Annotated in this window: 13 protein-coding genes and 2 pseudogenes; 10 read left to right on the forward strand and 5 right to left on the reverse strand. The window is 58.5% G+C overall.

Translation table 11 applies throughout. From position 1 onward, the window contains the following. Positions 1-311: 311 nt before the first annotated feature. A pseudogene (locus AC3FLX_RS27745) lies at positions 312-767 on the forward strand (IS110 family transposase); the annotation flags it as partial. Here the strand turns inward: AC3FLX_RS27745 and AC3FLX_RS27750 are convergent. From AC3FLX_RS27750 to AC3FLX_RS27760, 3 genes are all read right to left on the reverse strand, one after another. Next, positions 739-891, reverse strand: a complete 153-nt coding sequence (locus tag AC3FLX_RS27750; RefSeq protein WP_488700537.1) for a hypothetical protein — start codon at positions 889-891, stop codon at positions 739-741. The pseudogene AC3FLX_RS27745 and the gene AC3FLX_RS27750 overlap by 29 nt on opposite strands. A gap of 563 nt (positions 892-1,454) precedes the next feature. Next, positions 1,455-1,949, reverse strand: coding sequence for a MarR family winged helix-turn-helix transcriptional regulator (locus tag AC3FLX_RS27755; RefSeq protein ID WP_488700538.1), 495 nt, complete (start codon positions 1,947-1,949; stop codon positions 1,455-1,457). A 20-nt stretch (positions 1,950-1,969) separates the two neighbouring features. Next, a complete protein-coding gene (locus AC3FLX_RS27760; protein ID WP_488700539.1) occupies positions 1,970-3,313 on the reverse strand; it encodes an MFS transporter in 1,344 nt (447 codons plus the stop codon). A gap of 272 nt (positions 3,314-3,585) precedes the next feature. Between AC3FLX_RS27760 and AC3FLX_RS27765 the strand changes: the two genes are divergently transcribed. From AC3FLX_RS27765 to AC3FLX_RS27785, 5 genes are read left to right on the forward strand one after another with little or no spacing between them, the layout of a single operon-like run. Continuing rightward, on the forward strand, positions 3,586-4,416 hold the full coding sequence (locus AC3FLX_RS27765) for a sulfurtransferase (RefSeq protein ID WP_488700540.1): 831 nt from the start codon (positions 3,586-3,588) through the stop codon (positions 4,414-4,416). Then, positions 4,413-5,327, forward strand: a complete 915-nt coding sequence (locus AC3FLX_RS27770; RefSeq protein ID WP_488700541.1) for a TauD/TfdA dioxygenase family protein — start codon at positions 4,413-4,415, stop codon at positions 5,325-5,327. The genes AC3FLX_RS27765 and AC3FLX_RS27770 overlap by 4 nt, the downstream gene beginning before the upstream one ends. A 43-nt stretch (positions 5,328-5,370) precedes the next feature. After that, complete coding sequence (locus AC3FLX_RS27775; RefSeq protein WP_488700542.1) at positions 5,371-6,333, forward strand: ABC transporter substrate-binding protein; 963 nt, start codon at positions 5,371-5,373, stop codon at positions 6,331-6,333. Next, positions 6,333-7,169: an ABC transporter permease gene (locus AC3FLX_RS27780; protein WP_488700543.1), complete on the forward strand. Its 837-nt coding sequence runs from the start codon at positions 6,333-6,335 to the stop codon at positions 7,167-7,169. The genes AC3FLX_RS27775 and AC3FLX_RS27780 overlap by 1 nt, the downstream gene beginning before the upstream one ends. A 56-nt stretch (positions 7,170-7,225) precedes the next feature. Then, a complete protein-coding gene (locus AC3FLX_RS27785) occupies positions 7,226-7,918 on the forward strand; it encodes an ABC transporter ATP-binding protein (RefSeq protein ID WP_488700544.1) in 693 nt (230 codons plus the stop codon). Positions 7,919-8,574: 656 nt separating this feature from the next. Here the strand turns inward: AC3FLX_RS27785 and pdxR are convergent. Beyond that, positions 8,575-10,041, reverse strand: coding sequence for a MocR-like pyridoxine biosynthesis transcription factor PdxR (gene pdxR / locus AC3FLX_RS27790; protein ID WP_488700545.1), 1,467 nt, complete (start codon positions 10,039-10,041; stop codon positions 8,575-8,577). A gap of 109 nt (positions 10,042-10,150) precedes the next feature. Between pdxR and AC3FLX_RS27795 the strand changes: the two genes are divergently transcribed. Further along, positions 10,151-10,867, forward strand: a complete 717-nt coding sequence (locus AC3FLX_RS27795) for a GNAT family N-acetyltransferase (RefSeq protein ID WP_488700546.1) — start codon at positions 10,151-10,153, stop codon at positions 10,865-10,867. Between the two features lie 6 nt (positions 10,868-10,873). On the opposite strand, the pseudogene AC3FLX_RS27800 reads toward AC3FLX_RS27795, so the two are convergent. Continuing rightward, a pseudogene (locus tag AC3FLX_RS27800) lies at positions 10,874-11,548 on the reverse strand (tyrosine-type recombinase/integrase); the annotation flags it as partial. A 379-nt stretch (positions 11,549-11,927) separates the two neighbouring features. Between AC3FLX_RS27800 and AC3FLX_RS27805 the strand changes: the two are divergent. The 3 genes from AC3FLX_RS27805 (at position 11,928) to leuD (ending at position 14,545) form a co-directional block, all read left to right on the forward strand. Continuing rightward, entirely contained in the window at positions 11,928-12,080 is a 153-nt protein-coding gene (locus AC3FLX_RS27805; RefSeq protein WP_488700547.1) for a tripartite tricarboxylate transporter substrate-binding protein, read from the forward strand. 377 nt (positions 12,081-12,457) lie between these two features. After that, on the forward strand, positions 12,458-13,873 hold the full coding sequence (gene leuC, locus AC3FLX_RS27810) for a 3-isopropylmalate dehydratase large subunit (protein ID WP_488700548.1): 1,416 nt from the start codon (positions 12,458-12,460) through the stop codon (positions 13,871-13,873). Between the two features lie 21 nt (positions 13,874-13,894). After that, entirely contained in the window at positions 13,895-14,545 is a 651-nt protein-coding gene (gene leuD, locus AC3FLX_RS27815) for a 3-isopropylmalate dehydratase small subunit (protein WP_488700549.1), read from the forward strand. Positions 14,546-14,560: the final 15 nt, after the last annotated feature.

A 14,560-nucleotide genomic window follows, 5' to 3' on the forward strand; every position in this document is an offset into this window, starting at 1 on the left:
TCTAACGAACATGAACACTCGGCGGCGGCAGCCAAAAAGAAAAAATTCGTCCGATGCGGGCCACTATTCCTGAACGGAAGCTTGGCTTTACTTCGAGCGTGAGGCTGCTACTGGTCACGAAAGGGTCATTCAATTCAGCGGCCTTCAATGACGCAAATAGTTAAGACACTATGACTTTCCGTGAGGCACAGGCTGGCCCGTCGTGAAGAATCAAACGCGGATTAGCATTGCTGCCAGAGCCGCATGGTGTGGTCGTTGCCACATCATGCGATTTCCCGGACGAAGGCCAGCATGGAAACCGATAGCTCACGCTGTACGTCGGCCTGGACGTTCACAAGGACTCGATCACAGTCGCCTATGCGCTTGGCGCAGGCGAGGTCGAACTACCCGGCAAAATCGGTACGACGAAGACGGATCTCGATCGCCTTTGCAAGCGTCTTCAATCGAAAGCGCGACAAGTATGTGTCGTCTACGAGGCAGGACCATGTGGCTATGGCCTTTACCGGCAATTGGTCCAGAAAGGATTCGATTGCATGGTGTGTGCACCGTCCTTGATTCCCAAAAAGGCCGGGGGACGCGTCAAGACGGATCGGCGCGATGCAGTAAAGCTTGTGCGGTCCCTACGGGCCGGGGACCTGTCAGCGGTGTACGTGCCGGCCGTCGAGGACGAGGCATTTCGCGATCTCGCCCGTGCATGGATGACGGCCAAAGACGATCTGAGGCAGGCGCGGCAGCGGCTCAAGTCGTTCCTGCTCGCACACGATGTTCCATGCCGATACCCGCCTTACTTCCAACGTTCACGCCAATCAGGTCGGGCATGCCGCCCATCAAGGGCACACCGTAGTTGCGTTTACTCACGTTCTTCTTTGCAATCTCAATGAACTGCTGCAACGTCGTAGCGGAACTCGATGTGGGCACGGAGAGAGCCCATTGAAAGCGCGCAACGGTACCTAGCGGTGAAAAGTCCCGAAGTGCATCGTATCCAGCGGACGGAGTAATTAGAGGGACGATGGCAACCGAGTGGTCCAAAGCAAGTGTCAACGCCGATTTAAAACTGACCCACTGGGGGGGCGGACGAAAACTTTGACTACCTGGAGGTAGTTCATGTACTCGTATGAAGACCGTCTTCGAGCGGTTCGCCTCTACTTGAAGTTGGGTAAGCGCATCGGAGCCACCATTCGACAGTTGGGGTATGCACCCGCAGAGCAGGTGCAGGGAGTTCACTGAAGGCCGAAGCGGTGCAGCGTTTCGCCGAGGTTCAGCAGTTCGACCATCCCCAAATTGGTCAGGGCAGACAGACCATCGCCCTCTATCCAAGCTTTCGACTACGCGAAACGCACCGCGGGCGCATGCCACACTTTGGCAAGCAGAATGGGGGGGCAGATTACTCAAACGGTATGGTCCAGCGCGATGGGAGCGGCTGTTGAATTCCTACGCATACACACCGCTAACACTTAAGCTGTAGCGGCAGGTATCGCCCTTGACAGCAATGGTGCGCGCGCCAGGTGCCCGAGCTCAGTCACTACACGCTGCAGCAGGGATAGGATCATTCTTTGCTCAACGGTATTAAACTGCCCCATCAACGTGTCACAGGCTGCATCAGCCATAGATCTCGATTGCGCTAGCGCTTGGCGGCCGGCGGCCGTCAGAATCAATTGCCGGTGCCGGCGATCATCAGTTGAGGTCCTACGCGTTAGCCACCCCCGTTCCTCCAGTCCCTGAACGACCTGGGAGACGCTAACTTTGTTAAGACCGAGCGCCAGTGCGACATCGTTCTGGTTGATGTGTTCGATGTCATTGACGGCAATCAGCACTGCGTACTGAGAAGGCGTCATGTCAAGGGCGGAAAAGCTGTCCTCAAAGATTGCAACGGCGATTTGATGCGCGCGCCGAAGCAAAAAGCCAGGGCGGGCATGCAATTGGTTGAGACGTTCAATTTCAGATGACATGCAGGCAAACGGTTGGAAACTCAGCTAGATGCACGATGGCCACTGAGCGCATCACCCGCGTGATGCGCCAATGCCAAATAGCTTGGGATAGCAGCAACAGCGAAGAAGGCGCCCAGCAGAAACGCGACGGAAAAATCAGCACTGTTTGGGGTGGTACGCGCGCCCAACATTGCGGACCAGCGCACAGTGAGTGCGGACAGCGAGATGCCAAGCATGACGGCGAGCTGCCAGCCCATGGTGTTCAATGTCGTTGCTGCCGCCACTTTTTCCGAAGGCAACTCGGCGTACGACACAGCACTGAGGGCGTTGAATTGAACCGCTCGGAAGAATCCGGCCAGGCTCACCACAATGCCAATGGCAAGCAGGCTCCAGCCGGGTACTGAGAACAACGCGCACGCGGCCAGGCCAACGGCACACATCAGGCCGTTCCAATAGAGAACACGTCGAAACCCCCATCGACGCAAAATTGTGGCAGTCTGAGTTTTTGTAAAAAAGGCGATAGCGCCGCTGGCCAAGAGGACCCAACCACTTTGCACGGCGGTGAAGCCAAGTCCGATCTGTAACGTCAGGGGCAGCAAGAACGGTAGGGCACCATAGCCAACGCGCACCAGCGCTCCCCCCCAGAATCCCGTCGCAAAGGTGGTGACATTCAGGATCGTGAAATCCAGCATCGGAGTCGCAAGCTTGCGGAACTGGTGTACGTATAGGAATACGACGGCGCAAAGCACTGCGAGCATGATGAGAGCCTGCCAGACGCTTGGGTTATGCCGGGCGAGCTCAAGCGAGAATACGCCAATCGCTAGGATCGATACACACAACAGAAATTCCCTCGGGTTGAAGGCGGTATCAGTGGGATTTCGTAGCTGAGGCATGGCTCGCGTCGACGCGAGCAATCCCAGTAGACCGACCGGTACGTTGATCAGGAAGATCCAATGCCAAGAAAGTTGAGCACACAACAGGCCTCCTATCGGCGGCCCCAGCATCGGCCCAAGCATGGCGGGGGTAATCATCCAGGCAAGCGCTTCGACCAACTCGCTCTTTTTCACTGTATGGACAATGGCGGTGCGTCCGACAGGCACCATCATCGCGGCAGCCAAGCCTTGCAGCGCACGGGCTAGCGTCAATGAAATCAGGGTGGTGGAAAGGGCGCAGGCCGCAGAACTGGCAATGAACAGTGCCAAAGCCGCTTGGAAAACAGAGCGAGTGCCGTGTCTTGACGCAAGCAGCCCGCTCACCGGAATGAACGCAAGCGAGCATAGCAGGTAGATTGTCATGGTCAGGTTCAGACTGAGCGGGTCTACCTGAAACGCTTGCGCAATGTCGGGAATAGCGGGGCTGATGATCGTTGCGTCCAGCTGTTCCATGAAAAAGGCCATGCCGACCAGCACGGATAAGGGGCGATAGTCTGCGGTGTGTGTGGCACGTGGCGTCGGTGTCGATGGCATTGAGAAGAGGGGTACCAGGCGATGTCGGCCAACATTCTGTGCTTCCTGTCACACCAACGGAACTGCAAAAAGTAAATATGCTAACTTTTAAATGTTAGTTGGTTGGTTAGCTTACTGACTATACGATGCGTCCACTCTTTTGGCCTGGCGCAAGACTACAGGCCACCAGCAAAACGTATGGAGTGACACCGATGGCCACCTTCGAACTCGTCAACGCCGATTGGTTTGACCGACACCGCCAGCAAGCCGACATCGCCGTAATCGACTGTCGATCGGTCGCGGAATACTGGACTGGGCATATCCCGCAAGCCCGCCACCTCGACCCGACCCTGTTCTCGGTGCAACGCACTGACCAGCGCGAGCTTGCACGCTTTCACAGCGTCCTGGGCTGGGCTTTGTCGGCATTGGGCCTTACCGCAGAAACGCGCGTGGTTGTGGTCGGTGCGCAAAACGAAGTGAATGCGTCGCGAGTAGCTTGGGGGCTTGGCTATGCTGGTCTCGCGCGCGTCGCAATTCTTGACGGCGGAGCGCAGACGTGGAAGGGCGAGCTGAGTACTGCCGCGCCGGCGGTTGCTGCCTCGTCGTTTGTCCTGCTGCCGCAGACGGCATACCTGGCCACTGCTGATGAGGTGTTGGCCGCGTCGGCAGCTAAGGAGCATCTGATTGACGCACGGGAAGCCGCAGAGTATGCGGGTGAACGCAGCAACGCGCGCCGTAATGGTCGCATCCCGGGCGCCACATTCTGGGATACGCGTGAGGAATTGGATGCTTCCGGCCAATTTGCTGGCGTCACTCAGCTTGCGAATGAAATCGCTAAGGTGGTACCCCACGGCGAACGAGCCATCCTTTACTGCGGTGGCGGCGGACGCTCAGCGCGCACTTTCATTGCATGGCAGCTTGCCGGGTATCCGGATGTGGCTGTGTATCCCGCTTCGTGGAATGAGTGGGGAAATCTTGAACAGTATCCCGTAGAAGCTGACTCCATCCAAGCAGGCCCCTCCTTTCGACCGTACTCATTATGAATGGCATCTTTGTCGACGACGAGAAACTCGATCGCATCCAGTCCCGAATCTTGGATATGCGCCATTACCATGGCGAACCCGCCAGTCTTGAAGGGGTAACGTTGACCCCCTACTCGGCGACTGTAGGCGCTCGCGTAAGCGGCCTACGCGTTGGTGCGCAAACCACCTTCAGTGATTCCCTTCGTACTTTTCTCTATGATGGCATGCTGCGCTACGGCTTCCTCAGCTTCGAGCCGGGCACCGTGCAGGTGCAGCACTTCGAGCAGCTCGTGTCGTTGTTTGGCAAAGCCAAGCTTATGAACACTCCCTATACGCCAGAAACGGGAAAAGAGGGGCAGCTCAATGCGATCGACTCGTCGATCAAGAAGACGCGGATGAACTATATCTGGCATATGGACCAGGTGTTCCAAGGTAATCCGCCGCATTTCACAGCGCTCTTCGGGCAGACTGTGCCAAAGATAGGTGGTGACACACTCTTCGCGAACGCTACGGCAGCTTACGATCTTCTCGATCCAAAATTTGCTGCGTATATTGAAACGCTTAGCGCGGTCCATGACGTCGAAACGCAGGGCTTTCTCACGCTGGCGTACCACGATCTGGGTAAGCGTGAAGAGGAGCGCCAGAAGTATCCACCCATTGAGGTGCCGCTAGTGCGGGTGCATTCCGAAACTGGACGAAAGCAAATCTTCGCCAACGAACTCTACACCCAGCGCATCCTCGGTGTAACGAGGCGGACTAGCCAAGCATTGCTTGACATTCTGTTTGATGCACTGAGCGCGCCCGAGGTCCAGACTCGACACCGGTGGGAAGATGGTGTTGCCCTGATCTGGGACAACCGCACCGTACAGCATCGCGGTGTGCCTGATTTCGGGCAAGGACGACGTGTGCTGCACCGCGCGTTGGTGATCTGAGCATTTTTTTGCCACACTCTCGACCTCTGACTACCTCACTTCCATGCAACGCAGGCAATTTCTCTTGACCCTTGGCGCGGCTGTGGGACTAGCGCCACTATCAGCAATATCGCAAGATGTAGGTGTCCGGATTACGCTTCCCTCGCCTGGGAGTGCGGGTTCTGCCTGGCGTCCATTAATTGAGCGCCACAAGCTCAACACTGATCCTTCACTGCGCCTAAACTGGGTAACAGCCGATCCGGGCAAGATGCAAGTGCAGTTGAGCGCAGGCTCGCTTGACGTAGGTCTCTTTGGCGCGGTTGGACTGGCTACGCTGGTCAACCGTGGAAGCGACATCGTTCTCTTTGGGCCTGCGCTTAACAATCACGGTCGTTGGCTTGTTCGGGGTGACAGTGGGCTGCGAAACCCCAAGGACCTCATTGGTAAGCGTATCGCCACCACGCCGGAGACGAGCGAAACCTATCAGCAGGCTCGTGTTGCCGCTTCGCTCATTGGCATTGACCTCAAAAAGGATGTCAGCGTCCTTCACGGATCGCCAACAGCCAACTTGGCACTGTTCGAACGGGGTGACGTGGACGCCATCATCACTCTCGAACCTACGGCGACGCGCCTTGTAGCGCGTGGGGCGCGTGAAATCGCACGTGTTTCCGACATCTGGAAGCAGGCAACGGGTCAGCAGGATGACCCAATCCTGGTTGGCTTGGCCGCGAGCCGCACTTGGTACGAAAGCAATACGGCCACCGCAGCCAAGCTTAGCGCGCTGTTCCAGCGCGTCAATGGTCTGGTCCGGCAGCAGCCTGAGCAACTGCGTGCCATCGTCCAAGAGTTGGGCCTCAAGTCAGACGAGGAGCGTGCTACCGAACTATTGCCGAGTCGGTTGTCGCCTGCATACGCGACGCGTTGGGACGCCGGAGTTTTCAGCACGATTGACAAGCAGATCCAGGTGGCACACAAGCTTGGCATGCTGGACCGAGTGCCAGCGCGAAAGATCTACGTGCAGACATAATGCGTACTGAAAATACGATCCTAAATACCCCGTCGGCCCCAAGCGGTAGCCGAATGAGGGCAGGGCTGCGCTTGCCGCAGACTGTGCTGCGGCAATGGCCGCAGGGCCTCTTCTTCGTGCTGCTGGTTGCTGTCTGGGAGGTCATGGCGCGCGCGTTGCATACGCCGCTGGTGCCAAGCTCGGCATCCATTGCTCGCGAGTTGGTGTCGATTACTTCTAGCGGATTCGCCTTTACTGAGATCGGTGTAACGTTCATTCGCATGTCGCTTGGATTCCTGCTTGCGCTGGTCGTGGCACTACCCATTGGAATCCTTTCTGCAGTATCGCGCATTGCGGAACGCTTCTTCGAGCCAGGAGTCATCCTGGGACTCACAGTTCCGGGCTTGGTCTGGGCGCTGCTGTGCGTGATCTGGTTCGGCGTCTCGCTGACCTCGCCAGTAGTGGCTGTAGCGCTTGGCGTTCTTCCGTCGCTTGTCATCTCGGTACAGCAGGGTGTGCGCTCACTAGATCACGAGATTGTCGAGATGACCCGTGTCTTTCGGCTCCCAGCATTGACCGTGCTGCGCAAGGTCTGGCTGCCGCTGCTGTATAGCTTCATCGTGTCGGGGTGTCGAGTTGGATTTTCGATTGCGTGGAAAGTTATCGTGCTGGTGGAGATCTTCGGCATGTCCAACGGCGTTGGCTATCAGCTGAACTCTCAGTTCAGTGTGCAGAATGTCGAGGGTGTTATTGCCTGGACGATCGCGTTCTGGGCGGCCATGCTCGTTGTCGAGCACGGAGGATTCGGCCCGCTAGAGGCGCATGCCAATCGCTGGAAAAAGGGTGCAAGGCAATGAGTAGCGATATTCGAATCCACAGTCTGAGTAAGCGATTCCCAGCCCGGGGAATCGATGTGGCAAAGACCGTGCTCGAGGCGATCAACCTTGATATTCGTTCGGGGGAGCTTGTGGCGCTGGTGGGCCCGTCCGGATGTGGCAAATCCACGTTGCTGAACATGATTGCGGGGGTGGATCGGCCAAGCCACGGAGAGATCAAATTCGACCGGGCTTCTGATGCGCTAAACCTGAGCGTAGTATTCCAACAGCCGCGGCTTCTGGACTGGCTCAGTGTCGAAGAGAATATTGGCATTGTTCTCGAAAAGCACGCTGTCGCTGCCCCGCAGAGGCAGCAACTCGCACGAGAGTTGCTGCAAAAGGTTGACCTACGGGAGCACGCTCGGGCCTATCCACAGTTCCTCTCCGGAGGGCAGAAGCAACGTGTGTCCATTGCGAGGGCGTTTGCAGTGCAACCCGATGTGCTGTTGTTGGACGAGCCGTTTAGCGCACTAGACGAGCTGACAGCCCGTCGCTTGCGTACGCTACTGCAATCCCTGTGGATTGAAGAAGGACGGCCACGTCCCACCGGTGTCTTAGTGACCCACAACATGCTCGAGGCAGCGTTCCTGGCTGATCGGATCGCTGTCATGGCCGGCAGCCCTGCAGGTATTCGGGAGATCATCGAAGTGGACGTCCCACGCCCGCGACATCCTGACGATCCGAAGCTCTTCGAGGTGCACCGCCGAGTCATGTCGGCACTGGAATCCTGATTGAGACACGACATTGTAGATAGGTAGGTGAGGCAGCCCGAATTGCTGAGGGCGACGCGAGCTCTTTGATGGGCCAGATCACGCGCGACGTTCAGCGCTAGCGGCGCAGCACCGACCAGCATCTCTCCGGGCGCATCGACGAACTGGCACCACCGCCCCACCCTGAGGATGCCACGCCGCCACAGGCCAGCGCCACCGCCCTACGCAATCGTCCGAGAAAGGCATCTAGGAAGAAGACAACCACCCTGCACTGACCGGACATCCTGATCTAGCCACCTTGGGATGAATTCAAATGTCGTACTCCGTCCCAGATCCTGCCACGCTGGTGGCCTTTCCGCCAAGCCAGGAGCGCGATCATGGGCCGACCCGACACGATCACCATGAGCATGGGGAATTGGACCGATGCAAGGTCGTCCAGGCCGTTGTCGAGGACGGCCTGATGGTCTGGCGCGCCGCCGAGAAGCTCGGGCATCTGTCCGGGGATACGGGGCAAATCCAAAAAGATGCGATCTGTCTCACAGTTAGTGGGGCTAACGGAGGCGAGTATTCAGGGAAGGCGCGGTTAGCGAGAGTGTCCAGCTATTCTCCGGATCGACACGGTTTGCCCGATCTTGCACGGGTACATGACGACTGACAACCTGAATGCCCAGCGCTTTCTATATGCGACCTTGGTTTCGTACAAGCTTCGCTAGCACATTAACGGCTCCCGGAATGTCTTCGGCGCGCGTATTACCGTAGCCAATGACGAGGCCGTGGTCTAAGTTCGTGGGAGAAATAGTGAACGTCGAAAGTGCCCGCGCTGTGATTCCGTATGAATACGCATTCTCTACAACACCGCGATCGTCGATATTTGCCGCCAGCCGCAAGGTTAAGTGCATTCCCGCATTTCCCCCGAGAATCTGTGCATCATCAAAATGCGTCCGCAGGGCATCGCGGAGCACCCGCTGGCGTTCACGGTACAGGCGCCGCATACGACCCAAATGCCTCCCAAATTCTCCGCTTTGGATGAAATCTGCCAGGGCGAGTTGCTGCAGCCGGTGTCCACCGCGTAAAAGCTCGTGCAACGCAACCTGAGCTTGGCTCACTATGCTGCGCGGTAAAATTACGAACCCGATTCTTAGCGCAGGGAACATCGTTTTGCTAAACGAACCGATGTACAGCACTGGTGCATCGGCTACCAATCCTTGCATGCTGGCGATAGGTTCGCCAGCATGCCTAAAATCTCCGTCATAGTCATCCTCAATCAACCAAGCACCACATTGCCTTGCGTGCGATATCAGTTCGAGTCGCCGAACAACAGAGAGAACAGCGCCGGTTGGATACTGATGTGCTGGAGACGTGTAGACAAGTTTTGGCGGAGACTCCCGCCATGCCCCGGGCGGCACTGCCAACCCCTCATGGTCCACTCGGATAGGCACCGTCTGCAAATCGCCTGCGTAAAAGGCTGCCTTGGCGCCGCGATACCCTGGTTCCTCGATCCAGGCGACTTCGCCGGGGTTGGTCAGCAACGTTACGCACAAATCTAGCGCTTCTTTAGCGCCCTCCGTTATGACGACCTGAGACGCATCGCAGCGAACACCGCGGGCAATGCGCAGATGCGCAGCAATGGCTTCGCGCAGTGCGGGTTCGCCCATTGCTTCGCCGTACCCCAACGACTGCGGCAGCGCTTTGCCGATGGCGCGATCAAGTGACCGGCGCCATGCAGACAAGGGAAAGTCTCGGAGTGCTGGCATGCCCGGAGCCAAGAGCGCCTCAAAGGTAGACTGAATCCGCACCCTCCTAAAAACCTGGAGTCGTCGTGCCAGTATGACCGGCAACGAAGCAGCGCCGTCGGCAGCTTCGTCAAATCCGGTTGAGCTCGACAGCGACGTAACGCGAGTGCCCTGGCGATCGGCCAACACATAGCCTTCCGCCGCAAGGTGGTCGTACGCATTGATTACCGTATTGCGCGACACACCAAGTTCAGCCGCAAATCCCCGTGACGATGGGAGCAGCGAACCCGCTGGCAACCGTCCCGAAAGGATGGCCCGCTGCAATCGGTCAATCAACTGCCTCTGCAGCGATATGGGTTCTCCCGTTGGAGTGACTCCGCCGGCTTCCAGCGGCCCAGTGATCTCGATCATCGCTGTTCGTGGATCCAAAGATTCGTAAACACGTGGATCTTTTTAAGATACCACGTTTGTCATATAGTCGGGCGTCGAGGATCCTCCCCACAGAGGACAGGTGAGAAAAGTGAGTATCAAGTACAACGAGTATCGGCAGCCCATCGGCGCCGCACTCCCGGATTGGAAAGGAGCACTGCTTCCGGGTGCCCATCCTCTTGAGGGCCGCTATTGCAGAATCGAGCGCGTAGATGTCGAGCGCCACGCCGCTGAGCTCTACGAGGCTTATTGCGACGCGCCTAACTGGAAAGATTGGACCTACCTTCTGGCCGGTCCCTTTGATACGTTCGAGGCATATCGAAGCTATTTGACGGCGGCAGCGAAGCTCACGGATCCAATGCATCACGCGATTATTGATCTGGCCAGCTGCAAGGCGGTAGGGACTCTTGCCTTAATGCGTATGGATGCGCCAAACGGCGTGATCGAGGTCGGGAGCATCAATTATTCCCCTCGCATGAAGCGGACACGCCTGTCTACCGAAGCCATGTCGCTTCTTCTGAAATACGTCTTCGACGAACTCGGCTATCGTCGCTTCGAATGGAAGTGCGACTCTCTAAATGCGCCGTCGCGCGCTGCAGCGCTCCGCTACGGATTTACGTTCGAGGGCATTTTCCGCCAGGCCATCATCACCCGTGGACGCAATCGCGACACCGCTTGGTATTCGATCATCGACAGCGAATATCCGAAGCTTCACGCCGCTTACGAAGGATGGCTTGATCCTCGGAATTTCGATAAGGAAGGAGTGCAGATCGAGACATTGACGTCCTTCACTGAGCGCAGCGGATAGCCTGCGATGGCCGAGTAGCAGTTGGATGGTGCGCACGTCGGTACCGGACTCGAGCAAGTGCGTGGAGAACGCATGACGCAATGCGTGTGGGGTAATGGCCTTGGTGATGCCGTCACGGAGGCGATCCTCGAACGCCAGTTGCTGCCATTCACTGTCAAACGAATACTGGTTGATCCAGCGTCGATGCGCGGGACCCCAATCACCTCTGCCCGCGTAGTGCACACCGTGCGAGAGCAGAAAAGCCTTCAGTCGTTGCCGTGCGCGCTTCAGGTCGTCTTTCGCGCTCGCCCATGCGCGCGACAGATCGCGGAAGGCTTCGTCTTCCACGCTGGGTACGTATACCGCTGACGGGTCGCCGGCGCGCAGCGAACGCAGGAGCTTGACGGCGTCCCGTCGATCGGTCTTGACGCGCTCGCCCGGTTTTTTGGAGATCAATGACGGAGCGCACACCATGCAGTTGAAACCCTTCTGCACAAGCTGGCGGTAAAGCCCATAGCCACACGGGCCCGCCTCATAGACAAGGTATATGTGGCGTACTTTGGACTGCAGACGCTTGCACAGACGATCGATATCCGACGTCGTCGCGAGCAATTCGACCTCACCGGCGCCCAGCGCATAGGCTGCCGTGTTCGAATCGTTGTGAACGTCCAAACCTACGGAGAGGGTGCTATCGTTTTTCATTGCTGGCCTCCGTACCGGAAATCGCCGGGTGCGGCCCTGTCCACACCGTGCGGCTCTGGCAGCAATGCTAACCCGCGTTTGATTCCTCACGAGAGGCCAGCCCCTGCCACGCGGAGTCATACTGACAAACAGAGCCAGCGTTCCAGCCGTTGCGCGTAAACGTCAGCCCATCTGCCACCGGATTTATGCAACAACGCCCCAAGGGATCGCACATGAAATTGATATCAGAATTCTCGCGTTCACTCTCGGCATTTGTTTGTGTTGGTGCCACTCTGGTAGCAAGTTCCGCGTTGGCCGACGATACCGCCAATTATCCAAACAAGCCGGTCAAGACGTAGTGCCCTACGCGGCCGGTGGATCCACAGATCTTTTGGCCCGCATGCTGGGCGAAAAAATCAGCGCTCGCCTTGGACAGCCCTTTATCGTTAAGAACCGGCCAGGTGCCGCAGCCAATGTTGCCGCTGCCTATGTGGCCAAGTCTCCTGCTGACGGCTACACGTTGCTGCTGGGAGCGTCAGAGCGCTGGCGGTGAATCCGCTCCTGTACAAGGGGCTGACGTATTCGCCGAGCAAGGACTTTCGACCGATCGTCTTGGCCGCGCGGACTTCCCGCAGCCCTCGGCTTGGCGGGCATCATTATTTGGCAATACCGAGACCGTGTTCGAACGTCCGGGGAGATGAAGACGGTATCACCGAGTCGACAGCATTGACTTCTTGAATAGGGCTGTCGCGGTACGCGATATCCTCCTTTCGCGGATTGCGTCCGCTCGGTATGCCACCCCTACGACATAATGACCGTGCCCTGCAAGACTTGGAGCCGCGAGCTCGCTTGTGGATTAGTAATCCTGCATTGCAACCGTACGTGGCAAGGCTAGCCGGTGATTTCGTCCTCACTAGGATCTTGTTTCTAATGATCAAGAAAAAGACACTCTTCGATAAGCTCTGGGATGACCACACCGTCCACGTCGAGGAAGACGGCACGACGCTGCTCTACATCGACCGTCATCTGCTGCATGAAGTGACCAGCCCGCAGGCCTTCGAAGGCCTTAAACTGGCGGAGCGTCCGGTATGGCGCATTAGCGCGAACCTGGCCGTGTCGGACCACAACGTGCCGACCACCGACCGCACCCAGGGCATCGCCGACCCGATCTCGAAGCTGCAGGTCGATACGCTGGACGCCAACTGCGACGCCTACGGCATCACGCAGTTCAAGATGAACGACCACCGCCAGGGCATCGTCCACGTGATCGGACCCGAGCAGGGCGCCACGCTGCCCGGCATGACCGTGGTCTGCGGCGATTCGCACACCAGCACGCACGGCGCGTTCGGCGCGCTGGCGCACGGCATCGGCACGTCGGAAGTGGAACACGTGCTTGCCACCCAGACGCTGCTGGGAAAGAAGGCCAGGAACATGCTGATCAAGGTGGAAGGCAAGCTGCCGCGCGGCTGCACCGCCAAGGACATCGTGCTGGCCATCATCGGCAAGATCGGCACGGCTGGCGGCACGGGCTACACGATGGAATTCGCCGGCTCGGCCATCCGCGACCTGACCATGGAAGGCCGCATGACGGTCTGCAACATGGCCATCGAAGCCGGTGCGCGCGCCGGCCTGGTGGCCGTGGACGATGTCACGCTCGAATACGTGAAGAACCGTCCGTTCGCGCCGCAGGGCGTGGAATGGGACCAGGCGGTGGCCTACTGGCGCACGCTGCACACGGACGCTGGCGCCCACTTCGACAAGGTGGTGGAGTTGCGTGCCGAGGACATCCGTCCGCAGGTTACCTGGGGCACGTCGCCCGAGATGGTCGTCAGCATCGAAGACCGCGTGCCGGACCCCGAGAAGGAAAAGGACGCGAACAAGCGCAACGCCATGGAGCGCGCGCTGGAGTACATGAACCTGCAGCCGAACACGCCGATGGAGTCGATCAACATCGACAAGGTGTTCATCGGTTCGTGCACCAACAGCCGCATCGAGGACATGCGCGCCGCCGCATGGGTGGTGCAGAAGCTGGGCCGCAAGGTGGCGTCCAACGTGAAGCTGGCGATGGTGGTGCCGGGTTCGGGGCTGGTCAAGGAACAGGCCGAGCGCGAAGGGCTGGACAAGGTCTTCAAGGCCGCCGGCTTCGAGTGGCGCGAACCGGGCTGCTCGATGTGCCTGGCGATGAACGCCGACCGCCTGGAGCCGGGCGAACGCTGCGCGTCCACGTCGAACCGCAACTTCGAGGGCCGTCAGGGCGCCGGTGGCCGTACGCACCTGGTGAGCCCGGCCATGGCCGCCGCGGCGGCCATCGAAGGCCACTTTGTCGACGTTCGTGAAATCGTCTGATATTCGGGAAGAAGGGCAGCCATGGAAAAATTCACTGTGCATAACGGCCTTGTCGTGCCGCTCGATCGCGAAAACGTCGATACTGACGCGATCATCCCGAAGCAGTTTCTGAAGTCGATCAAGCGCACGGGCTTTGGCCCGAACCTGTTCGACGAATGGCGCTACAAGGACGTGGGCCAGCCGGGCCAGGACAACAGCCGCCGTCCGCTGAACCCGGATTTCGTGCTGAACCAGCCGCGCTATCAGGGCGCATCGATCCTGCTGGCGCGCAACAACTTCGGCTGCGGCAGCTCGCGCGAGCACGCACCGTGGGCGCTCACGCAATACGGCTTCCGCGCGGTGATCGCGCCGAGCTTTGCCGATATCTTCTTCAACAACTGCTACAAGAACGGCCTGCTGCCGGTGGCGCTGACCGATCTGCAGGTCGACCACCTGTTCAACGAGACGCTGGCGTTTCCGGGCTACCAGCTGACGATCGACCTGGACCGCCAGGTCGTGGTCACGCCGGGTGGCGACAGCTATTCGTTCGACATCGCCCCGTTCCGCAAGTACTGCATGCTGAACGGCTTCGACGATATCGGCCTGACGCTGCGCCACAACGACAAGATCAAGGCTTACGAGGCCGAGCGCCTGACGAAGATGCCGTGGCTGGGCAACCGCGTGGTTGGCTGAAGCGGGCTGGATAAC

The sequence above is a fragment of the Cupriavidus sp. 291-E7 genome (assembly GCF_057798835.1).